24 protein-coding genes are annotated in these 23,539 nt (G+C 42.7%); 19 read left to right on the top strand and 5 right to left on the bottom strand.

The annotated features are described in order from the left end of the window. The first annotated feature begins 70 nt into the window (after window positions 1-70). Both ACOXXR_RS03375 and ACOXXR_RS03380 read left to right on the top strand, forming a co-directional pair. Entirely contained in the window at window positions 71-814 is a 744-nt protein-coding gene (locus tag ACOXXR_RS03375; RefSeq protein ID WP_006596000.1) for an ABC transporter ATP-binding protein, read from the top strand. Beyond that, the gene (locus tag ACOXXR_RS03380; protein ID WP_445278726.1) at window positions 804-2,450 is read left to right on the top strand and encodes a hypothetical protein; all 1,647 of its coding nucleotides are present in this window, start codon (window positions 804-806) and stop codon (window positions 2,448-2,450) included. Before ACOXXR_RS03375 ends, ACOXXR_RS03380 begins: the two co-directional genes overlap by 11 nt. Window positions 2,451-2,768: 318 nt before the next feature. Here the strand turns inward: ACOXXR_RS03380 and ACOXXR_RS03385 are convergent, their stop codons facing one another. Then, window positions 2,769-3,611: a DegV family protein gene (locus ACOXXR_RS03385; RefSeq protein ID WP_445278727.1), complete on the bottom strand. Its 843-nt coding sequence runs from the start codon at window positions 3,609-3,611 to the stop codon at window positions 2,769-2,771. A gap of 127 nt (window positions 3,612-3,738) precedes the next feature. On the opposite strand from ACOXXR_RS03385, the gene ACOXXR_RS03390 reads away from it, so the two are divergent. Beyond that, window positions 3,739-4,317: a TetR/AcrR family transcriptional regulator gene (locus ACOXXR_RS03390; protein ID WP_125329939.1), complete on the top strand. Its 579-nt coding sequence runs from the start codon at window positions 3,739-3,741 to the stop codon at window positions 4,315-4,317. A 26-nt stretch (window positions 4,318-4,343) separates the two neighbouring features. On the opposite strand, the gene ACOXXR_RS03395 is transcribed toward ACOXXR_RS03390, so the two are convergent. The 3 genes from ACOXXR_RS03395 to coaA form a co-directional block, all read right to left on the bottom strand. After that, window positions 4,344-4,874 carry a DNA topology modulation protein gene (locus tag ACOXXR_RS03395; RefSeq protein WP_445278728.1) on the bottom strand — a complete coding sequence of 177 codons (531 nt, stop codon included), beginning with the start codon at window positions 4,872-4,874 and terminating at the stop codon, window positions 4,344-4,346. A 65-nt stretch (window positions 4,875-4,939) separates the two neighbouring features. Continuing rightward, entirely contained in the window at window positions 4,940-5,188 is a 249-nt protein-coding gene (gene rpsT / locus ACOXXR_RS03400; protein WP_023023719.1) for a 30S ribosomal protein S20, read from the bottom strand. Between the two features lie 107 nt (window positions 5,189-5,295). Next, a complete protein-coding gene (gene coaA, locus ACOXXR_RS03405) occupies window positions 5,296-6,216 on the bottom strand; it encodes a type I pantothenate kinase (RefSeq protein ID WP_061564125.1) in 921 nt (306 codons plus the stop codon). A 95-nt stretch (window positions 6,217-6,311) separates the two neighbouring features. On the opposite strand from coaA, the gene ACOXXR_RS03410 reads away from it, so the two are divergent. The 8 genes from ACOXXR_RS03410 to ACOXXR_RS03445 all read left to right on the top strand — a co-directional run bounded on the left by ACOXXR_RS03410 (window position 6,312) and on the right by ACOXXR_RS03445 (window position 14,051). Continuing rightward, complete coding sequence (locus tag ACOXXR_RS03410; RefSeq protein ID WP_414280028.1) at window positions 6,312-6,905, top strand: class I SAM-dependent methyltransferase; 594 nt, start codon at window positions 6,312-6,314, stop codon at window positions 6,903-6,905. Next, the gene (locus ACOXXR_RS03415; protein ID WP_445278729.1) at window positions 6,902-8,179 is read left to right on the top strand and encodes a pyrimidine-nucleoside phosphorylase; all 1,278 of its coding nucleotides are present in this window, start codon (window positions 6,902-6,904) and stop codon (window positions 8,177-8,179) included. The genes ACOXXR_RS03410 and ACOXXR_RS03415 overlap by 4 nt, the downstream gene beginning before the upstream one ends. A gap of 22 nt (window positions 8,180-8,201) precedes the next feature. Beyond that, window positions 8,202-8,864: a deoxyribose-phosphate aldolase gene (gene deoC, locus ACOXXR_RS03420; RefSeq protein ID WP_061564122.1), complete on the top strand. Its 663-nt coding sequence runs from the start codon at window positions 8,202-8,204 to the stop codon at window positions 8,862-8,864. Then, window positions 8,851-9,240, top strand: coding sequence for a cytidine deaminase (locus ACOXXR_RS03425; RefSeq protein WP_048687941.1), 390 nt, complete (start codon window positions 8,851-8,853; stop codon window positions 9,238-9,240). The genes deoC and ACOXXR_RS03425 overlap by 14 nt, the downstream gene beginning before the upstream one ends. A 78-nt stretch (window positions 9,241-9,318) precedes the next feature. Then, on the top strand, window positions 9,319-10,374 hold the full coding sequence (locus ACOXXR_RS03430; RefSeq protein ID WP_006596011.1) for a BMP family lipoprotein: 1,056 nt from the start codon (window positions 9,319-9,321) through the stop codon (window positions 10,372-10,374). 137 nt (window positions 10,375-10,511) lie between these two features. Further along, a complete protein-coding gene (locus ACOXXR_RS03435; RefSeq protein ID WP_129269500.1) occupies window positions 10,512-12,044 on the top strand; it encodes an ABC transporter ATP-binding protein in 1,533 nt (510 codons plus the stop codon). Next, window positions 12,037-13,092, top strand: coding sequence for an ABC transporter permease (locus tag ACOXXR_RS03440; RefSeq protein ID WP_048716841.1), 1,056 nt, complete (start codon window positions 12,037-12,039; stop codon window positions 13,090-13,092). The genes ACOXXR_RS03435 and ACOXXR_RS03440 overlap by 8 nt, the downstream gene beginning before the upstream one ends. A gap of 2 nt (window positions 13,093-13,094) precedes the next feature. Continuing rightward, a complete protein-coding gene (locus ACOXXR_RS03445) occupies window positions 13,095-14,051 on the top strand; it encodes an ABC transporter permease (RefSeq protein ID WP_445278730.1) in 957 nt (318 codons plus the stop codon). A 57-nt stretch (window positions 14,052-14,108) separates the two neighbouring features. Here ACOXXR_RS03445 and ACOXXR_RS03450 read toward each other — a convergent pair whose 3' ends face one another. Next, window positions 14,109-14,999: a polysaccharide deacetylase family protein gene (locus ACOXXR_RS03450; protein WP_195213767.1), complete on the bottom strand. Its 891-nt coding sequence runs from the start codon at window positions 14,997-14,999 to the stop codon at window positions 14,109-14,111. Between the two features lie 248 nt (window positions 15,000-15,247). On the opposite strand from ACOXXR_RS03450, the gene ACOXXR_RS03455 reads away from it, so the two are divergent. The 8 genes from ACOXXR_RS03455 (at window position 15,248) to ACOXXR_RS03490 (ending at window position 23,517) form a co-directional block, all read left to right on the top strand. Further along, window positions 15,248-16,534 carry a homoserine dehydrogenase gene (locus ACOXXR_RS03455; protein WP_445278731.1) on the top strand — a complete coding sequence of 429 codons (1,287 nt, stop codon included), beginning with the start codon at window positions 15,248-15,250 and terminating at the stop codon, window positions 16,532-16,534. Between the two features lies 1 nt (window position 16,535). Then, window positions 16,536-17,411, top strand: coding sequence for a homoserine kinase (gene thrB, locus ACOXXR_RS03460; protein ID WP_195213768.1), 876 nt, complete (start codon window positions 16,536-16,538; stop codon window positions 17,409-17,411). 157 nt (window positions 17,412-17,568) lie between these two features. After that, window positions 17,569-18,495, top strand: a complete 927-nt coding sequence (locus tag ACOXXR_RS03465; protein ID WP_445278732.1) for a hypothetical protein — start codon at window positions 17,569-17,571, stop codon at window positions 18,493-18,495. Between the two features lie 132 nt (window positions 18,496-18,627). Continuing rightward, window positions 18,628-19,530, top strand: a complete 903-nt coding sequence (gene murB / locus ACOXXR_RS03470; RefSeq protein WP_445278733.1) for a UDP-N-acetylmuramate dehydrogenase — start codon at window positions 18,628-18,630, stop codon at window positions 19,528-19,530. Between the two features lie 205 nt (window positions 19,531-19,735). Further along, a complete protein-coding gene (locus tag ACOXXR_RS03475; RefSeq protein WP_129821952.1) occupies window positions 19,736-20,893 on the top strand; it encodes an ABC transporter ATP-binding protein in 1,158 nt (385 codons plus the stop codon). Beyond that, entirely contained in the window at window positions 20,874-21,680 is an 807-nt protein-coding gene (locus tag ACOXXR_RS03480; protein WP_048687974.1) for an ABC transporter permease, read from the top strand. Before ACOXXR_RS03475 ends, ACOXXR_RS03480 begins: the two co-directional genes overlap by 20 nt. Next, window positions 21,677-22,450 (top strand): ABC transporter permease, encoded by a 774-nt coding sequence (locus ACOXXR_RS03485; protein ID WP_445278734.1) that lies wholly within the window; start codon window positions 21,677-21,679, stop codon window positions 22,448-22,450. Before ACOXXR_RS03480 ends, ACOXXR_RS03485 begins: the two co-directional genes overlap by 4 nt. After that, a complete protein-coding gene (locus ACOXXR_RS03490) occupies window positions 22,447-23,517 on the top strand; it encodes an ABC transporter substrate-binding protein (RefSeq protein ID WP_445278735.1) in 1,071 nt (356 codons plus the stop codon). Before ACOXXR_RS03485 ends, ACOXXR_RS03490 begins: the two co-directional genes overlap by 4 nt. Window positions 23,518-23,539 lie beyond the last annotated feature (22 nt).

Consider the following 23,539-nt stretch of genomic DNA (forward strand, 5'->3'; position numbering starts at 1 on the left):
GACTAAAATATAGGCAAAATAAGTAACCACTTTCTTTCATTAGGAAAGTAGAATGGTAGAAGGAGAATCTATGATTGAATTTCAAGGAGTCACCAAGGATTACGATGGTCAACTGGCATTGAACCATTTGAACTTAACCATTGAAGATGGGCAAATTGTCGGCTTGATCGGCCATAATGGAGCCGGGAAATCAACGACCATTAAGAGCCTGGTCAGTGTCATCACCCCGACGACTGGTAGAATCCTAGTAGATGGGAAAGACCTCTATAGCAATCGCTTGGAAATAAAGAAGAAAATTGGCTACGTAGCCGATTCGCCAGATCTCTTCCTTCGTTTGACGGCCAATGAATTTTGGGAGTTGGTCGCTACTTCTTATGATATGAGCCAGCAGGAATGTGATGACCGCTTGGAGCATTTGCTGCATCTGTTTGACTTTGCTAGTCATCGCTATGAGGTCATCGAGTCTTTCTCTCATGGGATGCGCCAGAAGGTCTTTGTCATCGGGGCTCTTCTATCTGATCCAGACATCTGGGTTCTAGATGAGCCCATGACTGGTTTGGATCCACAAGCCTCTTATGATCTGAAGCAGATGATGCGGGAGCATGCGGACAAGGGCAACACGGTCATCTTCTCTACCCATGTCCTCGAAGTAGCAGAGCAACTCTGTGATAAGATTGCCATCCTGAAGAAGGGAAATCTCATCTTTTATGGAACCATCGAGGAATTAAAGGGGCAACACCCAGAACAAAGTCTAGAGTCCATTTATCTTGGATTGGCTGGTCGAAGAGAAGAGGTGAGTCCAGATGCGTCTTAAAATGGTTCGTCGCCTAGTCGATGTCAACATTATCTATGCGACTCAGCCAGCCCAATTAGCGAAATTTAGAAAGAAGCAGGAAAAGGATCCGACTAGGAAAGTCAATGTTTCCGCCCAGTCCATTCGGACCTATATATTTATCGGTCTCCTTTATCTCTTCCTTTTTGGGATACTTTCTAGTGCCAATGATTTTGTCTCTAGCCCTGGTCCCTTTGTCAATATGATTACGCTTTTTGCGCTCTTAGCCATATCCCAAGGCTTGATGAGTTTTTACAATGTCTTTTACGAAAGCAAGGATTTACAATTTTACCGTCCCTATGCCTTTTCGGATGCAGAAGTGATTGCAGGAAAGAGTATTTCGGTCATCTTAGTGCTTTTGATGGCCCTGCTTCCAATGTTGAGTTATTTCATCATTCTTCCTATCCAAGCAGGGGGAAATGTTTTGGTGGGGCTTCTTCTTGGCCTTCTTTGTGCCATGATTCTCCTCTCCATCCTCTTCTTAGGCACCTTGTTCCTATCCCATCTGATCACCAAATCAGCTGTCTTTAAGAAACACACCAGTTTGGTGTCTAACCTCATCATTGGATTGAGTAGTCTCATTTCCATTGGAGCCTACCTCTATATCAATATGCTCCAGTCAGAGCACTCGGTAGCTGGTGATTTGGTCACTCAACCCAGCATTTTTCCTCCAATAGAGGTCTTCCATAACTTTATCTTGAATCCTTTGGATTCAGGAGCTCTAGTGGGGATGTTGGCTTGGGTATTGGTTCTAGCAGTCCTCCTTTGGCTGGTCAAAAGTCAGGTCTTGCCTCATTTCTATGATGCTGCCCTTGAGGTTTCTTCCAGTCATGCGGTCAAGGAGCGGGTGAGTCAGATGAAGCTAGGAGATCAGAAAGCCTTCCATCGTTTTACCGTTTCCTATCATAAACGGCTTCTGAGTGATGGTACCTTGCTGACGCAGGTCATCTTCATGATGGCGATTTTCCCTTATCTTTTCACCTTTGGCTTGTTTTTAGGGGCATCACGTGCTTCCCTCCAAATTGAAAACTTCCTCACGCCCCAATACTTCCTTCCTTTATCGTTGATTGCTTTTATGATTGGAGTTTTCAACTCTGTCGAAAGCTTGACCAGTATTGGGATCTCCTTGGAGCGGGAAAATTTCGCTTATCTTCGTGCCCTTCCGATTGACTTTAAACGCTATTGTTTGAAGAAATTTTGGATCCTCTTTTCGGTTCAGTCTGCTTTACCGATCGTGCTCTTAGTAGGGGTATCTTGCTACTTTGGGGTCCATCCCCTCTCCCTTCTAGCTATGCTGTTGATTTGGTTTTTGACCAGTTTGAGTTTGAGTGTGATCGCTTTTAGACGAGACTACAAGCTCTTAACGACCAATTGGTCGACTGTAACGGATCTGATGAACCGTAATAGAGGAAATGCTGCCCTGAGAGGCTTATTGATCTTCGTCTTTATTATCGTCATGCTAGTCCTGATAGGTTTTGCTTTCTATTTATCCGCTGTGGCCTTCACCACCTTGATTGCTAGTGTGATTTATCTTCTCATTGCAGCTATAGGAGCTCTTGCAACTGTTTCTATCTATAAACGTACTTTTTATAAATTTAACCAAGAGATTGGTGAATAAAAAAATTCCCTCTGGTCCTGACCGGAGGGAATCTGTATTTTAAAATACTGGGATGAGTTCTAGCCTTTCAGATTGAAGACAAAGTCATATTAAAAACTTTCCTTAGGTGAGTACGGACGTCAGCGAACTTCTTCGAAGTTCCAAGACTAATTATTGAGCCTAACGTCTCAATAATTCCGAGTGCCTGAAACGTTATTGTTTCAGGCACTTTTCTCACAGCGGAAAGTTTTGGTATTTTTTTGAATCGATTTAAAAATTGGAACTCATTTCTATTTCTGCAGAATCGCTTAACTTATTTTACTTTAAAATAGTTTGTTGTTACATTTCATAGCCGATTAAGAGGCCACCTTCTTCAGCGTAGAAGCTGCAGAGGCCAGAGGTCGGAAGAACTTCAATATCCGCATTGGCGAATTTTTCATGGACCAAGGCAGAGAGTTGTTCTACGAATTTATCGTTGCGGCGGTGAGCGATGGTGATGTGTCCACCTTTATAGCCGGCTTTGAGCATTTCTTCAAAAGTAGTGGAAATAGCTTTCTTTTGGCCACGGGCTTTATGAAGGAGCTCAAGGGTTCCAGTATCGCTAGCTTGGCCGACCATACGGATGTTTAAGAGGCCGACAACCGTTCCGATAATTTTATTAAGTCGACCATTTTTAACCAAATTATCGACCTTAGCTAGGACAAAAATCAGTTTGGTTTTTTCTTGGTATTTAGTGATGACTTCGACCACTTGATCAAAGTCAAGGTCTTGGGCGATGAGTTGATGGAGTTTGCGGACGAGGAGGTCCACTTCACCACCAGCTGATAAACTATCAATCACATGGATATTGGTTGCAGGATGGTCTTCTAGATAAAGCTTTTTAGCGACCTGAGCACTATTGTGGCTACCAGACAAAGTACCAGTGATGGTAACAACGATGATATTATCAGCACCCTCGAAGGCCTTCATATAGTCATCAGGACTAGGACAAGCCGATTTGGAAGCAGTAGTAGTAGCATACATATCTTCCATCATTTTGTCTGTATCCAAGTTGGCGTCGTCTGTATAGATGGTCTCACCAATCTGGATGGTAAGGGGAACTGAAACAAAGCTAGTATCTGGTGCAGCACTTTCATAAGTACGATAATCACAGCCAGAATCTGCAATAATTTTCCATTTCATTTTTATTACCTCAAAATGTAAAAAATTGTACATTGACAAGTAGTTAGTCTTTTTTTACAATTATATCATGAAGTTGCATTCTCTGAAAGCAGATACATTCAGATGATACAGATAGAAAGTAAGTGTTATGGCAGAAAGAAAGATATCAGAAAAATCCTTAGCAAATCTAAAGCGATCCAATCAAGAAAGCAATGCCATCACACGGGAATCCTTGGAGATTTCCTTGCTTCAGTTGTTGGATAAAAAGGACTTGAAAAAGATTACCATTTCAGAATTGGTGGAGAGAGCAGGCGTTTCTCGTGCAGCTTTTTACCGAAATTATGAGTCAAAAGAAGAATTGCTCGAATCCATATTCCAATCAACTGTTTCTAAGATTACCAAGTCTTTGGAAGGCTATAATTTTAAGACCGATTTGTACCAGATTTGGGTTTATCTCTTTAAAGAGGCCAAGAAGGAAGCCTGCATTATCAGCTTGGCCGTCGATTATAATTTTGAGAAACTGCTCACCAAGGCCGTTTATGAATTTCTGGAAAAGAGGAGTAAAAGTCAAAAATCCTCACAAGGCCCAGCTAGTTATCTGAATTCCTTCCTCAGCTCAGCTATTGTCTCTGTCCTAGCCAAGTGGATTAAGGATGGCATGAAGGTGCCGGCGGAGAAGATGGCTTCCTTAGGTCTTCCCTTGTTTCCTCAAAAGAAAAGAAAATAAGAAAAATGATCTACTAAATCGAGTGTTTACTTCGATTTCAGTAGATCATTTTTTACTTTTTCTAGGAAACGGTCCAGTTCCTTTTGATTCTTGAGAGAGATAAATTTTTCGGGGTAGGTGGAGTGGATGTTTCGATACCTTTCTTTGGCATTCTTAGTTCGACCGTCCCAGAGAATCCAACGGATGAATTCCCAGTCAAAGCGTTCAGGGCAGCCGGCTGCCATACTCTCACGGACGCGGCCTTTATAACGGCGATATCGTTTCCACCCTCTATAGAGACAGTTCCAACGAGAGAAGTTGAGAAAGATGATCTGGTCGGCTTGCTCCATTCTCTCCTCATAGCAGCACCAAGAGTAATTGCCATCAATGACCCAGTCTCTATGATTGCTGAGAAACTGTTTCATTTCTTTCTCCATCCAATCCCGGTCACTGTCTATCCAACCCGGTTGGAATTGAAGGGTGTCCATGTGGAGCTTGGGGATGGAGTAGTAGCGGGCTAGGTTTTCAGCCAAAGTTGACTTACCAGATCCTGAATAGCCGATAATCATAATTTTCATGTCTTCTCCTCATTTGGAAGCAACAAAAAAAGCTCCGGAGAGCTCATTTTGTATGCAATGCTTGATTAGCCAAGTTTTGCTGCAAGACGTGCTTTATCACGGCTAGCTTTGTTTTTGTGGATCAAGCCTTTAGTTTCTGCTTTATCGATAGCTGAGCTAGCAGCGCGGTAAAGTTCTTCAGATGGGTTTGCTTCAAAAGCTTTGATTGCAGTACGCATAGCTGATTTTTGAGCTGAGTTTTTTTCGTTTTGTTTAACGTTCAATTCAGCGCGTTTGATAGCTGATTTAATGTTTGCCAATTTTTTCACCTCCAATGATAATCTAACTCTCTTATTATATCTGAAAACTTTTCTTTTGACAAGCCCAAACTAATTTTTCTTCGAATCGCTATTTTTTTAAAGATCATTTTGTCTTAAAACTCTTATCTCTTGAGATAGATTTCGTCGATCTCATGGTTGGCAGATTTGTGCAGGATCAGTTCGGCTCGGTTACGGGTGGGCTCGATATAGTCTTTTAGATTTAAGAGATTGATCGACTCCCATACCTGATGAGCGAAGGCGAGGACTTCTTCTTCAGGTTGCTTGGTAAAGCGGTGGTAGTAGTTGCTTGGGTCATCTTTCGCACGGTCTAACAACTTTTTAAAGCGATCGATATACCAGGACTCAATATTGGCAACCTCAGCATCCACATAGATGGAAAAGTCAAAGAAGTCTGTCATATAGAGCCGATCGTTTTGGGGATTCTGAAAGACATTGATCCCTTCCACGATAATGAAGTCCGCAGCTTGGATGGTTTGCTTCTGGTCAGGGACGATATCATAAATCTCGTGAGAATAAACGGGAATCTGGTAACTCTGACCATTTTTAAGCTGATTCAGGAAATCTAAGAGAAGTTCCATATCATAACTTTCAGGGAAACCCTTACGATTGAGAATGTTTTGTTCAATCAGGGTCGCATTGGGATATAAGAAGCCATCTGTCGTCACTAACTCCACTGTAGAACCGGAAAAGGTCCGAGAAAGAAGGATTTGAAGGAGGCGACTAGTCGTTGATTTGCCGACAGCCACGCTCCCTGAAATTCCAATCATAAAAGGCTGTTTTTTACTTTCCTGTTGGAGAAAAATGCCTTTTGAGAATGCTAAATCCTCTTTCGCTTTTTTGTAGATTTGAATCAGATGTGTCAAGGGTAAGTAGATATCTGTTACATCTTGCAAGCTAATGAGGTCGTTAAAACTCTTGATTGAATTCAATTCCTCTTCAGATAGAGGAGGAGTTGATTTCCGGTGGAGATTTTGCCAAGTTTGTCGATTGATCTTTTCGAAGTGTAGAAATTCTTTATCCATTGCAAGCCTTTCCTCCATAGTGACCTTTAGTATATCAGTTTTGAGATCTTCTGTAAACGATTTAAAAATAGGTTAAATTATGCTATAATGCTAATATGAGTAAAATGTACTATGACGAACATCCAGATGCCCAACATGATATCCATGAGTTACAGGTGGTTCTTTTAGGGGAGCGGATGAAATTTCTGACGGATGCCGGTGTTTTTAGTAAGAAAATGATCGACTTTGGTAGCCAGGTCCTCTTGTCATGTCTGTCTTTTCAGCAAGGAGAGGCGGTTTTGGATGTTGGTTGCGGGTATGGTCCACTTGGTCTCTCTTTGGTTAAGGCCCAAGGAATCCATGCGACTATGGTAGACGTCAATACACGGGCTTTAGATCTAGCTCAGAAAAACGCAGATTTAAATCAAGTTGAAGCAAAGATTTTCCAATCCAATGTTTATGATCAGGTTGAGGGAAGTTTTGATCATATTATCAGTAACCCTCCGATTCGGGCTGGGAAAAAGGTAGTTCATGAAGTGCTTTCAGGGAGTTTTGACCATTTGAATCCTGGGGGAGACTTAACCATTGTTATCCAGAAAAAGCAGGGTGCTCCAAGTGCGAAGGCCAAAATGGAAGAAGTCTTTGGAAACTGTGAAATTCTCAAAAAAGACAAGGGTTATTATATTTTAAGGAGTGAAAAAGTCACATGAGAGCTGTAGATATCATTCAGAAAAAACGTGATGGCATTGAGTTGAGTAAAGATGAGATTCATTGGTTGATCGAAGGCTATGTGGCTGGAACAGTACCTGATTATCAAATGGCTGCCTTTGCCATGGCGGTTTATTTCAAGGGGATGACGACCCGAGAAATTTCAGATTTGACCATGAAGATGGTGGAGACAGGGGAGCAATTCGACCTTTCCGCTATTAAAGGCATCAAGGTGGACAAACACTCAACAGGTGGTGTAGGGGACAAAGTAACAATTGTACTGGCACCTCTAGTGGCTAGTTTTGGCGTCCCAGTTGCCAAGATGAGCGGTCGTGGTCTTGGACATACGGGGGGGACCATCGATAAGCTAGAATCCATTAAAGGATTCCAAATTGAGCGGACCCAGGAAGAGTTCATTAAACAAGTACAAGAGATTGGCCTTTCTGTCATTGGACAGTCGGACCAATTGGTCATGGCGGATAAGCTTCTCTATGCGCTTCGGGATGTGACAGCGACGGTTGATACGATTCCATTGATTGCTAGCTCCGTTATGAGTAAGAAGATTGCGGCTGGAGCAGATGCCATCCTTCTCGATGTCACCGTTGGAGAAGGGGCCTTTATGAAGACCATTGAGGATGCGCGTGAACTAGCTCGTACCATGGTGGATCTTGGTAATGCTGTTGGTCGTAAGACCATTGCTGTTTTGACAGATATGAGCCAGCCTTTAGGAACCAGTATCGGGAACCGTCTCGAAATTCTTGAAGCCTTAGATATTCTTCAAGGCAAAGGTAGAGAAGATGTGACTCACTTCATTTGTGAATTGGCTCAAATTATGCTGGAACTCGGCGGGGTGACGGCCAGCTTGGAAGAAATCAAGCAGCATCTGACAGCCGGCAAAGCACTGAAGAAGTTTGAAGAAATGGTCCTTGCTCAAGGTGGAGATTTAGACGATCTCTATCGTCCAGTTCAGGTAAAAGAACAAGTGCCTGTCTATGCAGAAGAGGATGGCTATATTGTAGCCTTGCCTGCTATGGAACACGGACTCTTCGCTATGCGTCTAGGAGCTGGCAGAGCTGTCAAATCAGATGATTTAGATTATGAAACAGGGATTGTTTTTGCTAAGAAAGTTGGGGATCCTGTTCAAAAAGGCGACCTTGTTGCAACTATTTATACAAATTTAGAAATTTGTCAAAAAAACATTGCAGAATTCCAAAAAAATGTTAAAATACTAGACAAGGTTGTAAGCGTTTCAGAAATTATTGAAATTGTTTCGTAATTCGTTTGATGGAGATTTATTAATGAAATTAAACAAATATATTGACCACACATTATTAAAACCTGATGCACAACAAGAACAAATCGAGGCTTTGATCGAAGAAGCGAAAGAATATGATTTTGCAAGTGTTTGTGTCCAACCGACCTGGGTCAACTTCGCTGCAGAAGGACTTCGGGATTCAGATGTAAAAGTGTGTACAGTGATTGGTTTCCCTCTTGGCGCAAATACACCAGCTGTTAAAGCATTTGAAACTCAAAATGCCATCCAAAATGGAGCCGATGAGATCGATATGGTCATCAATATCGGTGCCTTGAAATCAAAAAATCTGACATTAGTAGAAGAGGACATTCAGGCTGTTGTAGATGCAAGTGGTGATCGCTTGGTAAAAGTGATAATCGAAACCTGCTTGTTAACTGAAACTGAAAAAGTAGTGGCTTGCCAGATTGCCAAATTGGCAGGAGCAGACTTTGTCAAAACTTCAACTGGTTTCTCTACTGGAGGAGCAACTGTTGAGGATGTTGCCCTCATGCGCCAGGTTGTTGGACCGGATATGGGAGTGAAAGCATCTGGAGGTACTCGTAGCTATGAGGATGCACAAGCCATGATCCAAGCGGGTGCTAACCGAATCGGCACTTCCTCTGGAGTAGCAATCATGAAGGGAGAAGTAGCCCATGGCGACTACTGAGTTGATTGACCTAGCTGTAAAAACAAGTGAGAATGCTTATGTACCTTATTCTCATTTTCCAATTGGAGCTGTTCTTGTGACAGATGAGGGGAAGATTTATACAGGCGTCAATATTGAAAATGCGAGCTTCGGCTTGACCAATTGTGGCGAGCGGACAGCCATCTTTAAGGCTGTTTCAGAAGGGGAGCGTTCATTTAAGGAATTAATTATTTATGGTCAGACGGAAAAACCAGTTTCACCCTGTGGTGCTTGTCGCCAGGTGATGGCTGAATTTTTCGAGCCAGACCTACCGGTTACTCTGGTAGCCAAAGATAAATCGACGGTCGTGATGACGGTCAAGGAATTGCTTCCATATTCCTTTACAGATCTTACCTAGTAACATCTGTAAAGGCGGTCTATTGACCCTTTCATTAATCCGCAACTTAGTTGCATATCTTATTTAGGAGGTTCAGAAATGAACAAGAAACAATGGTTAGGCCTAGGTCTAGTAACTGTCGCTGCAATCGGACTTGCTGCATGTGGAAATCGTGCGTCTCGCAAAGATTCTTCAGATGCAAAAACTGATTTAAAAGCTGCTATCGTTACTGACACAGGTGGTGTTGATGATAAATCATTTAACCAATCTGCATGGGAAGGTCTACAAGCTTGGGGTAAAGAAAACGGTCTTTCTAAAGATAACGGATTCACTTATTTCCAATCTACAAGTGAAGCAGATTTTGCAAATAACTTTAGCCAAGCTGCTACAAACGGCTACAAATTAGTTTACGGTGTTGGTTACAAACTTGCTCCAGCTGTTACAGCTGCTGCAGATGAAAATGCTGATATCAACTACGTTATCATTGACTCTGTTGTAGGAGATAAAAAGAACGTAGCATCTGCTGTTTTTGCGGATAATGAAGCTGCTTACCTTGCAGGGGTTGCTGCTGCCAAAACAACTAAGACTAACAAAGTTGGTTTCATCGGTGGAGCACGTGGTGAAGTTATCACTCGTTTCGAAAAAGGATTTGAAGCAGGCGTGAAGTCTGTAAACAAAGACATTTCAGTAGACGTACAATATGCTGAAGACTTCAACAACCCTGAAAAAGGAAGAACTATTGCAGCGACACAATACGCTGCAGGAGCTGACGTTATTTACCAAGCTGCTGGTGGTACAGGAGCTGGTGTCTTCAAGGAAGCAAAAGACTTGAACGAGAAGAAAAATGAAGACGAAAAAGTTTGGGTTCTTGGTGTAGACCGTGACCAAGTTGACGAAGGTAAATACACTTCAAAAGATGGTAAAGAATCTAACTTCGTATTGGCTTCAACTTTAAAACAAGTTGGTAAAACTGTTCAAGAAATCGCAACTCAAACTGCTGATGGCAAATTCCCAGGTGGAAAAGTGATCACATTTGGTTTGAAAGATGGTGGTGTTGATTTGACAACTTCTAATCTTTCTGAAGATGCTAAAAAAGCAGTAGAAGATGCTAAAAAACAAATTATCGATGGTAGTGTAAAAGCACCTGAGAAATAAAACCTTCCGGAAGCGATCCATCCTTCTTGGGTCGCTTTTTTATGAGGTGTTGGGACATTTTGTCTCAATAGAACTTACTAACTCGTTTAGCAGGTCCTACTGAAATAAAATATAGTTTTCTAGAAAGGAATATTCGAATGGCACACGAAAACGTCATTGAGATGCGTGAAATTACCAAAATCTTTGGTGAATTTGTCGCAAACGACAAAATCAACCTCGAATTGCGTAAAGGTGAAATTCATGCACTTCTTGGTGAAAATGGAGCTGGGAAATCGACCCTGATGAATATGTTGGCTGGTCTTTTGGAACCAACGAGCGGAGAAATTGTGGTCAATGGGAAGTCTGAAAAACTAGATTCTCCTTCTAAGGCTGCTTCTTTAGGGATCGGGATGGTTCACCAGCACTTCATGTTGGTAGAGGCTTTCACTGTTGCAGAAAATATCATTCTTGGTAGAGAAGTAACGAACAAGGGTGTATTAGATTTGAAAAAAGCTAATGCAGATATTCTAGAGTTATCTGAACGCTACGGCTTGGCTGTGGATCCTACAGCAAAAGTTGAAGATATTTCTGTTGGGGCTCAACAACGTGTAGAAATCTTGAAGACACTCTATCGCGGAGCTGATATTCTGATTTTCGACGAGCCTACAGCAGTGCTAACTCCTGCTGAAATTTTGGAGTTGATGGAAATCATGAAAACCCTTGTTAAAGAAGGGAAATCTATCATCCTTATCACTCATAAACTAGATGAAATTCGTGCCGTTGCAGACCGTGTCACCGTTATTCGTCGTGGTAAATCTATTCAAACTGTTGGCATCGAAGGTGCTACCAATAAAGATTTGGCGGAAATGATGGTTGGGCGCTCAGTTTCCTTCGTAACAGAAAAAGAAGAAGCGCAGCCTAAAGAAGTGGTTCTGCAAATTTCTGACTTAGTCGTGAATGAAAACCGTGGTGTTCCTGCGGTCAAAGAGCTATCTCTTGATGTTCGCGCAGGCGAAATTGTTGGGATTGCAGGGATTGATGGGAACGGTCAGAGTGAATTGATTCAGGCTATTACCGGACTCCGTAAAGTCAAATCAGGTAGTATCAAAATTAAGGGACAAGAAGTTGTTGGCCTTTCCCCACGTAAGATTACTGAAATGAATGTCAGCCACGTGCCTGAAGATCGTCATCGTGATGGTCTTGTGCTCGAAATGATGCTTTCTGAAAACATCGCACTTCAAACTTACTACAAAGAACCACTTAGCAAAAATGGTGTCTTAAATTACAATCAAATTAATTCCTATGCCCGCAAGTTGATGGAAGAATTTGATGTTCGTGCAGCCAACGAGATTGTGCCAGCAAGTGCTCTATCAGGAGGAAATCAACAAAAAGCCATTATTGCTCGTGAAGTTGATCGGAATCCAGATTTGTTGATCGTTAGCCAACCGACACGTGGATTGGACGTTGGTGCGATTGAGTACATCCATAAACGTTTGATTGGTGAACGTGATAAAGGGAAAGCCGTCCTCGTTGTCAGCTTCGAATTAGATGAAATTCTAAATCTATCCGACCGGATTGCTGTTATTCATGATGGAAAAATCCAAGGTATTGTGAAGCCATCTGAGACCAACAAACAAGAGCTTGGTATTCTTATGGCTGGTGGAGAAATCAAGGAGGCTTCAAATGAATAAAAATACAAGACAAATTGCTATTCCTTTTATTTCTGTAATCCTAGGAATCGTCCTCGGAGCCATTATCATGTGGATCTTTGGTTATGATGCTCTTTGGGGTTATGAAGAACTCTTCAAGACAGCTTTTGGTTCCATTAAAAATGTGGGTGAAATATTCCGTACTATGGGGCCGCTGATTTTGATCGCTCTCGGATTTGCGGTAGCCAGTCGAGCTGGATTTTTCAATGTCGGCTTACCAGGACAAGCCTTGGCTGGTTGGATTGCGGCAGTATGGTTTGCTTTGTCCTTCCCAGATATTCCGCGTATCCTAATGATTCCTTTGACGGTCCTTGTGGCTGCAATTGCCGGTGGTCTCATTGGTTTAATTCCAGGACTTCTGCGAGCATTTTTGGGGACGAGTGAAGTCATCGTTACCATTATGATGAACTACATCGTACTGTTTGCTGGAAATGAAATTATCCGGAACTTCCCTAAAAAGTTTATGGTCGATTCTGAATCCAGTATCACAGTTGGGGCAAATGCAAGTTATCGTTTAGGCTTTCTGACGGAATTGACTAAGTCACGGATGAATATCGGTATCTTTATCGCCTTGATTGCTGTTGCAGTTATTTGGTTCATTATTAAGAAAACAACACTTGGTTTTGAAATCCGTTCCGTTGGTCTCAACCCGAATGCTTCAGACTATGCAGGGATGTCAGCTAAACGTACCATCATCCTTTCCATGGTGATTTCAGGTGCCCTTTGTGGGATTGGAGGAGCTGTAGAAGGGATTGGTACCTTCCAGAACGTTTATGTTCAAGCTGGTTCCTTGGCTGTTGGATTTAATGGGATGGCAGTGGCTCTCCTTGCTAGCAATTCCCCTATTGGGATTGTCTTTGCGGCCTTCTTGCTTGGAACCTTGCAAACAGGTGCGCCAGGTATGACCACAGCGACTATTCCACCAGAACTTGTCAATATTGTGACAGCTTCGATCATCTTCTTTGTAAGTGCTCACTATATTATCGAAAAATATATCAAGCCTAAAAAACAAATGAAAGGAGTAGAGTAAGGATGAATATTGTTGCTATACTAACGATTCTTGTATCGAATATGCTGGTCTATGCTGCTCCCCTCATTTTCACTAGTATCGGAGGTGCCTACTCCGAACATGCTGGTGTCGTTAATGTCGGTTTGGAAGGGATCATGGTTATGGGAGCTTTCACAGGAGTCGTGTTTAACTTGACTTTTGCTAGTTCTCTTGGAGGCATGACAATCTGGCTTTCTCTTCTTGCAGGGGGGGTGGTTGGTCTCATTTTCTCCGCCATCCATGCGGTAGCGACTATTAACTTCCGTGCTGACCACGTGGTGAGTGGTACGGTATTGAACTTGTTGGCTCCTGCCCTAGCTGTCTTCTTGGTTAAAGCTATTTACGGAAAAGGCCAAACCAACAATATCGATTTGTCATTTGGTAAATTTGATTTTCCTTTCTTGTCTGATATCCCTGTCATTGGTGATATCTTCTTCAAGAATACTAGCTTAATGGGATATGTAGCGATTGCATTTTCATTTGTAGCATGGTTTATCATGTTTAAAACGAAATTCGGTCTTCGTCTTCGCTCAGTTGGTGAACATCCTCAAGCTGCGGATACTCTCGGTATCAATGTTTACCTCATGCGTTACTATGGTGTGCTCATCTCTGGATTCTTAGGAGGAGTTGGGGGTGCCTTGTATGCACAATCTGCTTCTGTCAATTTCTCTGCCACTACCATTGTGGGACCAGGATTTATCGCCCTAGCGGCAATGATCTTTGGTAAATGGAGCCCAATCGGTGCCATGCTATCCAGTCTATTCTTTGGACTTTCACAAGCCTTGGCAGTTGTATCTACGCAGATTCCTTTCCTTGCCCATATTCCTGGAGTATACCTCCGTATTGCTCCGTATGTATTGACCATCATCGTACTAGCAGCCTTCTTTGGTAAGTCGGTTGCACCAAAAGCAGATGGTGTGAACTACATCAAATCGAAATAAAAGCCTCCATTATGGAGAAAGAAAGCACGAGTCATTCGGACTCGTGCTTTTTTGTACTTATGGATTGGTTTGCATTTCTGCAAGTAGGTTTTTTGCTGTCGTAGTCGGTAAGATTCGCAGGCGATTTAGTGAGTAAAGGCCATCATCTAGACTGGCTAGTCCATTATTGGTCGTTAAGCCCATTTTGTAGCCATTTTTTTCTGCTAATTCCATGGTAACATCAGAGTAGCGACCGGCAGGGTAGACAATGGTGGTAGTGTTTTGATGGAGTTTCTTATCTAGTACTTGTTTGGAATTTGCGAGTTCAGATTTCTGACGAGAGCTATCTGATTGAGCCAAGTCTGGATGAGATACTGTATGACTCTCAAAGGTCATACCTTGCGCTTTCATTTCTTTGATCTGATCGAAGGTTAAAACACTGGGTCTTTCCTCGTCAGAAAAGGAAGTAATGATATTGTTGGTTGCGGTCATTTGGTATTTTTTTAAGAGTGGATAGACTATGGTATAAAAGTCAGCAATTCCATCATCAAAGGTCAACCAAACGACTTTTCTCCCTTCAGGCAGTTCATTTTTAGTGAGTGCCCGATAGGCTTCCTCAGGTGTCAAGGTATAGTAGCCGGCTTCTTTAAGAGCTTTGAGATGGCTCTCAAAGGTTTCTGGTGCCACGATGAGATTGGCATTGGCTTCTTCAGAAGGCGCCATCGTGTGAACAGCGTGGTACATGAGAATTGGAATTTTTACAGGTTGATCTTGTTTTACCCATTTAGTGGTGGAGCCTTGCTGATTCACAGTCTGACTTGTATTTGTTTCTTGCTTGTCAGCAACGGGAGTACTAGCAGCTCGTTTTAATAGAAGAAAGCCTAAAATGAAGATGCAGGATAGCAGAAAAGCATTTAAAATTAGTAGCAATCGTATTTTCTTTGGGACACGTCTTTTTCGGTGATTCATAGAGACCCCTTTCTAATTCATTATCATTATATCATAGGGGCAGGAAATCTCTTCAAGAAAAAGTTACAAATGGACTAAAATTTTGGGAAATCTCCTTGACTTTTGAAGGAATGATTTGGGAGTTGCTTTGATGTGAAGGTTTTAATCCGGAAAAGAAGTGTTCTTCTAAAGGAAGAGAACCATAGAACTAGTCAGAAGGGGTTTGTTTTTGATATAATAGACTATATTAGATTTTTAAGGAGACCAACATGTCTGTAAAAATTGCCTTACTAGGATTTGGTACTGTTGCCAGTGGCGTACCATTTTTATTAAAAGAAAACCATGAGAAGATCAGCCAAGCTGCTCAGTCTGAAATTGAAGTATCTAAAGTTCTTGTCAAAGATGAAGAAGAGAAAGCCCGCTTATTAGCTGCTGGTCATGACTATAACTTTGTGACCAATGTAGATGAGATCATTGAAGACAAAGACATTGCCATCGTAGTTGAGTTGATGGGTCGAATTGAGCCAGCTAAGACCTTTATCACCCGTGCTCTTCAAGCTGGAAAACATGTCGTAACAGCTAATAAAGATTTGCTTGCGGTTCATGGAGCTGAGTTGATTGCGATCGCCAAAGAGCATGGCGTTGCCCTCTATTATGAAGCGGCAGTAGCTGGAGGTATTCCAATCCTTCGGACCTTGGTAAACTCTCTCGCTGCAGATAAAGTGACTCGTGTCCTGGGTGTGGTCAATGGAACCTCCAACTTTATGATGACCAAGATGGTCGAAGAGGGCTGGTCTTATGAAGATGCTTTAGCTAAGGCTCAAGAGTTGGGCTATGCGGAAAGTGACCCAACCAATGACGTAGATGGGATTGATGCAGCCTACAAAATGGTGATTTTGAGCCAGTTTGCTTTTGGGATGAATGTTCAGTTTGACCAAGTAGGTCATAAGGGGATCCGCAACATTACTCCTGAGGATGTTGCTGTGGCTCAAAGTTTAGGTTATGTGATCAAATTGGTGGGATCTATCGAAGAAACTCCTTCTGGTCTCTCAGCAGAAGTAACTCCAACCTTCTTACCAAAAGCACATCCACTAGCTGGCGTGAATGGTGTCATGAATGCAGTCTATGTGGAGTCTATCGGAATCGGGGAATCCATGTACTATGGTCCTGGTGCAGGTCAAAAACCAACAGCCACTAGTGTAGTCGCTGACATTATTCGCATTGTTCGTCGCCTCAATGAAGGAACAATTGGAAAAGCCTTTAACGAATACAGCCGTCCTGTGCAATTGGCTAAACCAGAAGATGTGAAGAGTGATTATTACTTCTCTATTCAAACTCCAGATATGAAGGGACAATTGCTCAAGTTGGCACAAATTTTCAACCAAGAAGATGTTTCCTTTAAGCAGGTTCTCCAAGCAGGTGCCAAAGATTCTGTGGCTCGTGTTGTGATTATCACTCACCAATTGAATCAAACACAATTGCACCACATCATTGAGAAAATTGATGCTGAAGCTGACTTCACCTTGTTGAATACCTTTAAAGTATTGGGAGAATAAGATGAGAATTACAGTACCAGCGACCAGTGCCAATGTCGGTCCAGGATTTGATTCTGTTGGAATCGCTGTTTCTAAGTATTTGACCATTGATGTGCTAGAAGCGCAAGAAAACTGGTGGATTGAACATGACTTGGGAGAGGAAATCCCAAGCAATGAAGAGAATCTCTTGCTTCAAACCGCTCTCCAAGTTGCATCTGATTTGCCTCCTCATCGTCTCAAGATGACCAGTGAAGTGCCTTTGGCGCGTGGTTTGGGGTCATCCAGCTCTGTTATCGTAGCGGGGATTGAGTTGGCCAATCAACTGGGCAAGCTAACCCTAAGTGATGAAGATAAACTAGAAATTGCGACAAAAATCGAAGGTCATCCGGATAACGTAGCGCCAGCCATTTTTGGAAATCTGGTCGTAGCGAGCTATGTGGATCAGCAGACCAATCATTTGGTCCTTCCCTTCCCTGAATGTGCTTTGGTAGCCTTTGTTCCCAATTACGAACTCAAGACCAGCGATAGTCGAAATGTCCTTCCAAGTGAGTGGACTTATAAGGAGGCTGTTGCAGCTAGTGCAATCGCAAACGTGGCTATTGCCGCCCTTGCTAAGGGAGACTTGAGAGTCGCAGGGAAAGCTATCGAAGCGGATCGCTTCCATGAACGCTACCGCCAACAGTTGGTTGTAGAGTTCCCTCAGGTGAAAGAAGTTGCACATCAACACGATGCTTATGCCACTTACCTTTCTGGTGCAGGTCCAACTATTATGACCTTACTCCCTGTTGAACATGCAGAAGCCTTTGCCAAAGACTTGGAATCTAAGGACTTAAATGGTCAGGTCTTCTCTTTAAAAATTGACACAACTGGTGTGAAGATTGAGGGCAGCGAATCCTGATTTGTTGAAAAAATGATTAGATAGGCTAAATTAGTCTATCTAATTTTATTTATCTATGATAAAATAGTTCTATAAATTATTTGTCTATCAAATTATTTTAGGATAATAAACAATTATTCGTAAGATAGATAGAATTGTAAAGGAGATTGTAATTCTAATGAAAGGCTTTGAACGTCATCAACTTGCTACGGAACTTGGATTCCAGTATGATCCTGAAACTTCATCTATTTATGGGGAAAATGCTGGCTATTTCTTCTTACTGAGTGAAACTGACACAAAAAATGTTTTTAGCATTGCACTTTCTGTGTCGCGTGATGATGCAGAAGAAGCAGCGGCTCAATTGCATCAAATGGTGAAAGACTCTTCTGTTTTGAAGAGCATTAGCCTCAACCAATATGTCACAACTTTCACTGTAAAAGCTGGAATGACCAAAACAAAAACGATTGAAAACGTTCGTCAAGCCTTAACAGAAATCCTGCAATTTTTGCAAACCAATGGCTTCTACACTGTTTGTGGTTACTCTGGTGAAAAAGGACCAGTTGGTCTCTATCAGATTGGAGATTCCCTCTTCTTGATGAACGAAGATAGCTTCCAAGAGCTCAGTACTCAACTAAAGATTGATACGGATTCGTATAATAGTCAGAAAGAAAATGTCCTTCTTGGAACAGTCGGTGCCTTTATTGGTGCCATTATCGGAGGAGCTGTTACTCTTTTCATTGCTCGCCTCGGCTACGTAGCTTTTTATGCTGGTTTTATCCTTGGTATCTGTGTTGTCAAAGGCTATGAAATCTTAGGGAAGAAATTTAGTAAACTTGGAGCAGTTATTTCTAGCATTCTCTTGTTAGTGACTATCGTTCTCGTGCAACAATTTGACTACGCTTTAGAAGCAGTTAAGCAACTTGGAGTCGACTTTAGTGATGGATTTGATTTGATCAATACCCTTGTTCTAAATGGTGAAGCACCTGAAAAATACTTCTTTAACTTCTTTATGTTGGCAGTCTTCACTATTATTGGGGGTGGTGTTGCCATTAGTTCAGCCTTGTCCACTCATAAGACACGTGGCATTGCACGTAAGATTGGCTAATTCAATTAACCCTTGTTTAAAAAATTAAAACAGAATCGGTCCTTTGGCTGCTTCTGTTTTTTACTTCTGAGTCGAAAAGTGGGCTAGTTTTTGTTATAATGGATAAGATAACGTATAGAAGAGAGTTGTGAGATGGAAATCCTAAAGCAAATCAAAGAGGAGTTGGCTGGTATTGAGATTTTGTTCAATGAGCCACTCAAACAATACACCTATACCAAGGTTGGAGGAGCGGCAGATTATTTAGCCTTTCCACGCAATCAATATGAATTAAAACGAATTGTCACCTTTGCTAATGCTCAGGAAATTCCTTGGATGGTCTTGGGGAATTCTTCCAATATTATCGTCCGTGACAGTGGGATTGAAGGCTTTGTGATCATGTTTGATCATTTTCATGACGTCCGAGTCAATGGCTATGTGATTGAAGCGGAGGCGGGAGCTAAGCTAATTGATGTGACTCATGTAGCCCGCTACCATAGCTTGACAGGTTTTGAATTTGCTTGTGGGATTCCAGGTAGCATCGGTGGAGCAGTCTATATGAATGCTGGTGCCTATGGCGGTGAGATTGCCCATATTCTTCAATCATGTAAGGTCTTGACGCCAGAAGGAGAAATTAAAACCTTAACAGCAGAAGAATTAGCTTTTGGCTATCGCCATTCCAAGATTCAAGAAACTGGTGACGTAGTGATTTCTGCCAAGTTTGCCTTAGCACCTGGTAATTATGATCAGATCGATCAAGAAATGGCTCGCCTGACTCATTTGCGTGAGCTTAAGCAACCACTGGAGTATCCGTCTTGTGGTTCGGTCTTTAAACGACCAGTCGGGCACTTTGCGGGTCAATTGATCAGTGAAGCAGGATTGAAAGGGCATCGAATTGGTGGTGTGGAGGTTTCTGAAAAGCATGCCGGCTTTATGATCAATGTCGATCATGGTACTGCCAAAGATTATGAAGACTTGATTGCCCATGTCATTGCGACAGTTGAAAAATCAGCTGGGGTGACCTTGGAGCGCGAAGTCCGTATTATTGGGAAAAATTAACGGTTCGAGATGGAATAGGGGCTACTATAGGGTAGACCCTTCCTACTTTAGAAGGGGGGTGAGTGCCTATCGATACCGAAAATAGGTGGGGCAGTCTTATAAGTCCCCGAGAGGTGTTGGTGGTCTGACGGGTCCGCTCGTCAGCCTATGAGACTAATGGTTGGTCTCAGAAGGAAACGCATGAAAAAGAAGGAATTTATGTGAATTGAAAAAACCAATTATTGAGTTTAGAAATGTCTCAAAAGTATTTGAAGACAGTGATACAGTGGTTCTCAAAGACATCAACTTTGAGTTGGAAGAAGGGAAATTCTATACCCTCCTCGGTGCTTCAGGATCTGGTAAATCAACGATTCTGAACATCATTGCTGGTTTGTTAGACGCTTCGACAGGAGATGTCCTCTTGGATGGTGTTCGGATCAATGATGTACCGACCAATAAACGGGACGTCCATACCGTCTTCCAATCCTATGCCCTTTTCCCACATATGAATGTGTTTGAGAATGTTGCTTTCCCTCTCCGTTTGAAGAAAGTTGACAAGTCTGAAATCGAGAGACGAGTAACAGAAGTCCTCAAGATGGTGCAATTGGGAGGCTTTGAGAAACGGTCCATCCAGAAACTTTCTGGTGGTCAACGCCAGCGGGTAGCCATTGCACGGGCGATTATCAATGAACCGCGAGTAGTCCTCTTGGATGAGCCCTTGTCTGCCCTTGACTTGAAGTTACGGACTGACATGCAGTATGAGCTCCGTGAATTGCAACAACGCTTGGGTATTACCTTTGTTTTTGTAACCCACGACCAGGAAGAAGCGCTAGCGATGAGTGACTGGATCTTTGTCATGAACGAAGGAGAAATCGTCCAATCAGGAACGCCAGTTGATATCTACGATGAGCCCATTAACCATTTTGTTGCGACCTTTATCGGTGAGTCCAATATCCTTCCAGGGATCATGATTGAAGACTACTTAGTAGAATTCAACGGTAAACGCTTTGAGTCAGTCGATGGAGGGATGAGACCAAACGAACCGGTCGAAGTCGTCATTCGTCCCGAAGACTTGCGAATCACCCTGCCCGAAGAAGGTAAGCTCCAGGTAAAAGTGGATACCCAACTGTTCCGTGGGGTACACTATGAGATCATCGCCTATGATGAATTGGGAAATGAGTGGATGATCCACTCAACCCGTAAGGCTATCGTGGGTGAGGAAATCGGTCTGGACTTTGAGCCAGAAGATATCCACGTCATGCGTCTCAATGAAACGGAAGAAGAGTTTGATGCTCGGATCGAAGAATACGTAGAAGTGGAAGAGCAAGAAGCCGGATTGATCAATGCCATCGAGGAGGAAAGAGATGAAGAAAACAACCTCTAACCTCTTTGTGGTTCCCTACTTTCTCTGGATCCTCCTCTTTGTCTTGGCTCCCGTAGTTTTGATTATTTGGCAATCCTTTGTCAATGTCCAAGGACAAGGTTCCTTAGAGAACTACCAAACCTTTTTTACAGCGCAGAATTGGACCTACCTCAAGATGAGCTTCAACTCCATTCTCTATGCTGGGATCGTTACTTTTGTGACGCTTTTGATTTCTTACCCGACAGCTTATTTTTTGACCCAGCTTAAGCACCGCCAACTCTGGCTCATGCTGATTGTCCTTCCAACCTGGGTCAACCTCTTGCTCAAGGCTTATGCCTTTATCGGGATTTTTGGTCAAGGGGGATCTATTAACCAATTCTTGAGCTTCATCGGAATCGGTCCGCAACAGATCCTTTTTACGGACTTTTCTTTCATCTTTGTCGCTAGTTACATTGAGTTGCCCTTTATGATCCTTCCAATCTTCAATGTATTGGATGATTTGGATCCAAACCTCATCAATGCTAGCTATGACCTAGGAGCTAATAAGTGGGATACCTTCCGTCGGGTTGTCTTCCCGCTGTCTATGAATGGGGTTCGCTCCGGTGTCCAATCAGTCTTTATTCCAAGTTTGAGTCTCTTCATGTTGACGCGTTTGATCGGAGGAAACCGGGTCATTACCCTTGGGACTGCCATCGAGCAGCACTTCCTTACGACGCAAAACTGGGGAATGGGATCCACCATTGGGGTGGTCTTGATCCTTGCTATGCTCTTAGTCATGTGGGTAACGAGAGAAAGGAGTGAACGATGAAAAAGATTTCACGTATCTATTTAGGATTGATTTTCTTGCTCCTTTATCTGCCAATCTTTTACTTAATTGCCTATGCCTTTAATGCTGGCGGGGATATGAATGCTTTTACAGGCTTTACCTTGGAGCATTTCCAAGGTCTCTTTGAGGATACGCGTCTCATGTTGATCCTCTCACAGACCTTCCTCTTGGCCTTCTTGTCAGCCTTGATTGCGACCATTATTGGGACCTTTGGGGCAATCTACATTTACCAGTCTAAGAAGAAGTTTGAAGGACCATTTTTGTCCGTCAATAACATCCTTATGGTGGCACCTGACGTTATGATTGGGGCTAGCTTCCTGATCCTCTTTACGACCATCAAGTTCCAGCTGGGCTTTGCTTCTGTCTTGATGAGTCACGTGGCCTTTTCTATTCCAATCGTGGTCTTGATGGTCTTGCCGCGCTTGAAGGAAATGAACCGTGATATGGTCAATGCGGCCTATGACCTAGGAGCTACTCAGGTACAGATGTTGAAGGAAATCATGCTTCCTTATTTGACACCTGCCATCATCGCTGGTTACTTTATGGCCTTTACCTATTCCTTGGATGACTTTGCGGTGACCTTCTTTGTTACAGGAAATGGGTTTACGACCTTGTCTGTTGAGATCTACTCACGGGCTCGTCAAGGGATTTCGTTGAATATCAATGCCCTTTCTGCCTTGGTCTTCCTCTTCAGTATCTTACTGGTGGTCGGCTATTACTTCATCACTAGAGAGAAGGAGGAGACAGTATGAAAAAACTCTATTCATTCTTGCTAGGGATTGTCGTTGTGATCCTCGTGTTAGCAGGGGTAAGTGCCCGTCTTGAAGCCAAGACCAATCCAAAAGACAGTGACAAGTTGGTCATCTACAACTGGGGAGACTATATCGATCCAGAATTGCTCAAGGAATTTACCAAGGAGACAGGCATTCAAGTCCAATACAATACCTTTGATTCCAATGAAGCCATGTACACCAAGATCAAGCAAGGGGGGACGGCTTACGATATAGCGATTCCAAGTGAATACATGATTGCCAAGATGATGGATGAAAACTTGCTTGAAAAGTTGGATAAGTCCAAATTGAAAGGCTTAGACAATATCGACCCACGCTTCTTAAACTTGGACTTTGATCCGGACAATCAATACTCAGTTCCTTACTTCTGGGGGACCCTTGGTATCATCTACAACAGTAAGATGGTTGATAAGGCACCTGAGCACTGGGAGGATCTATGGAGACCAGAGTACAAGAATGATATCATGATGTACGATGGGGCGCGTGAGGTCATGGGGATTGGACTTAATAGCTTAGGTTATAGTCTCAACTCCAAGGATCCTCAGCAACTCCAAGAAGCTGTTGATAAGCTTTATACCTTGATGCCCAATATCAAGGCCCTTGTAGCCGATGAAATGAAAGGCTACATGATCCAAAACAATGCGGCTATTGGGGTGACTTTCTCCGGTGAGGCCAGCCAAATGCTAGAGGCCAATGAGGACCTCCGCTACGTCGTCCCATCAGAAGCCAGCAACCTTTGGTTTGACAATATCGTCATTCCAAAGACGGTGAAGAATAAAGAAGCAGCTTATGCCTTTATCAACTTTATGCTTCGCCCAGAAAATGCATATAAGAATGCTCTCTATGTCGGTTATTCCACACCGAACAAAGAAGCTAAGAAGATGCTACCAAAAGAGGTCCAAGAAGACCAGGCCTTCTATCCAAGTGATGACACGCTAAAGAACTTAGAAGTCTACGAACAACTTGGCAAGAAGTGGTTGGGCGTCTATAACGACCTTTACCTACAAGTGAAGATGTATCGGAAGTAGGAGAGGATTTCTATAAAAGTTA

The organism is Streptococcus sp. KHUD_013 (assembly GCF_052588545.1).

Bases quoted from the DNA above. Each gene is read 5' to 3' on its own strand.
- deoC (WP_061564122.1), top strand. From the start codon at position 8,202: ATGAAATTAAACAAATATATTGACCACACATTATTAAAACCTGATGCA.
- ACOXXR_RS03465 (WP_445278732.1), top strand. From the start codon at position 17,569: ATGAAAGGCTTTGAACGTCATCAACTTGCTACGGAACTTGGATTCCAG.
- ACOXXR_RS03375 (WP_006596000.1), top strand. From the start codon at position 71: ATGATTGAATTTCAAGGAGTCACCAAGGATTACGATGGTCAACTGGCA.
- ACOXXR_RS03390 (WP_125329939.1), top strand. From the start codon at position 3,739: ATGGCAGAAAGAAAGATATCAGAAAAATCCTTAGCAAATCTAAAGCGA.
- ACOXXR_RS03480 (WP_048687974.1), top strand. From the start codon at position 20,874: ATGAAGAAAACAACCTCTAACCTCTTTGTGGTTCCCTACTTTCTCTGG.
- ACOXXR_RS03450 (WP_195213767.1), bottom strand. From the start codon at position 14,999: ATGAATCACCGAAAAAGACGTGTCCCAAAGAAAATACGATTGCTACTA.
- ACOXXR_RS03415 (WP_445278729.1), top strand. From the start codon at position 6,902: ATGAGAGCTGTAGATATCATTCAGAAAAAACGTGATGGCATTGAGTTG.
- ACOXXR_RS03385 (WP_445278727.1), bottom strand. From the start codon at position 3,611: ATGAAATGGAAAATTATTGCAGATTCTGGCTGTGATTATCGTACTTAT.
- ACOXXR_RS03455 (WP_445278731.1), top strand. From the start codon at position 15,248: ATGTCTGTAAAAATTGCCTTACTAGGATTTGGTACTGTTGCCAGTGGC.
- ACOXXR_RS03435 (WP_129269500.1), top strand. From the start codon at position 10,512: ATGGCACACGAAAACGTCATTGAGATGCGTGAAATTACCAAAATCTTT.
- ACOXXR_RS03485 (WP_445278734.1), top strand. From the start codon at position 21,677: ATGAAAAAGATTTCACGTATCTATTTAGGATTGATTTTCTTGCTCCTT.
- ACOXXR_RS03380 (WP_445278726.1), top strand. From the start codon at position 804: ATGCGTCTTAAAATGGTTCGTCGCCTAGTCGATGTCAACATTATCTAT.
- ACOXXR_RS03395 (WP_445278728.1), bottom strand. From the start codon at position 4,874: ATGAAAATTATGATTATCGGCTATTCAGGATCTGGTAAGTCAACTTTG.
- ACOXXR_RS03410 (WP_414280028.1), top strand. From the start codon at position 6,312: ATGAGTAAAATGTACTATGACGAACATCCAGATGCCCAACATGATATC.
- murB (WP_445278733.1), top strand. From the start codon at position 18,628: ATGGAAATCCTAAAGCAAATCAAAGAGGAGTTGGCTGGTATTGAGATT.
- thrB (WP_195213768.1), top strand. From the start codon at position 16,536: ATGAGAATTACAGTACCAGCGACCAGTGCCAATGTCGGTCCAGGATTT.
- ACOXXR_RS03440 (WP_048716841.1), top strand. From the start codon at position 12,037: ATGAATAAAAATACAAGACAAATTGCTATTCCTTTTATTTCTGTAATC.
- ACOXXR_RS03445 (WP_445278730.1), top strand. From the start codon at position 13,095: ATGAATATTGTTGCTATACTAACGATTCTTGTATCGAATATGCTGGTC.
- ACOXXR_RS03425 (WP_048687941.1), top strand. From the start codon at position 8,851: ATGGCGACTACTGAGTTGATTGACCTAGCTGTAAAAACAAGTGAGAAT.
- coaA (WP_061564125.1), bottom strand. From the start codon at position 6,216: ATGGATAAAGAATTTCTACACTTCGAAAAGATCAATCGACAAACTTGG.
- ACOXXR_RS03490 (WP_445278735.1), top strand. From the start codon at position 22,447: ATGAAAAAACTCTATTCATTCTTGCTAGGGATTGTCGTTGTGATCCTC.
- ACOXXR_RS03430 (WP_006596011.1), top strand. From the start codon at position 9,319: ATGAACAAGAAACAATGGTTAGGCCTAGGTCTAGTAACTGTCGCTGCA.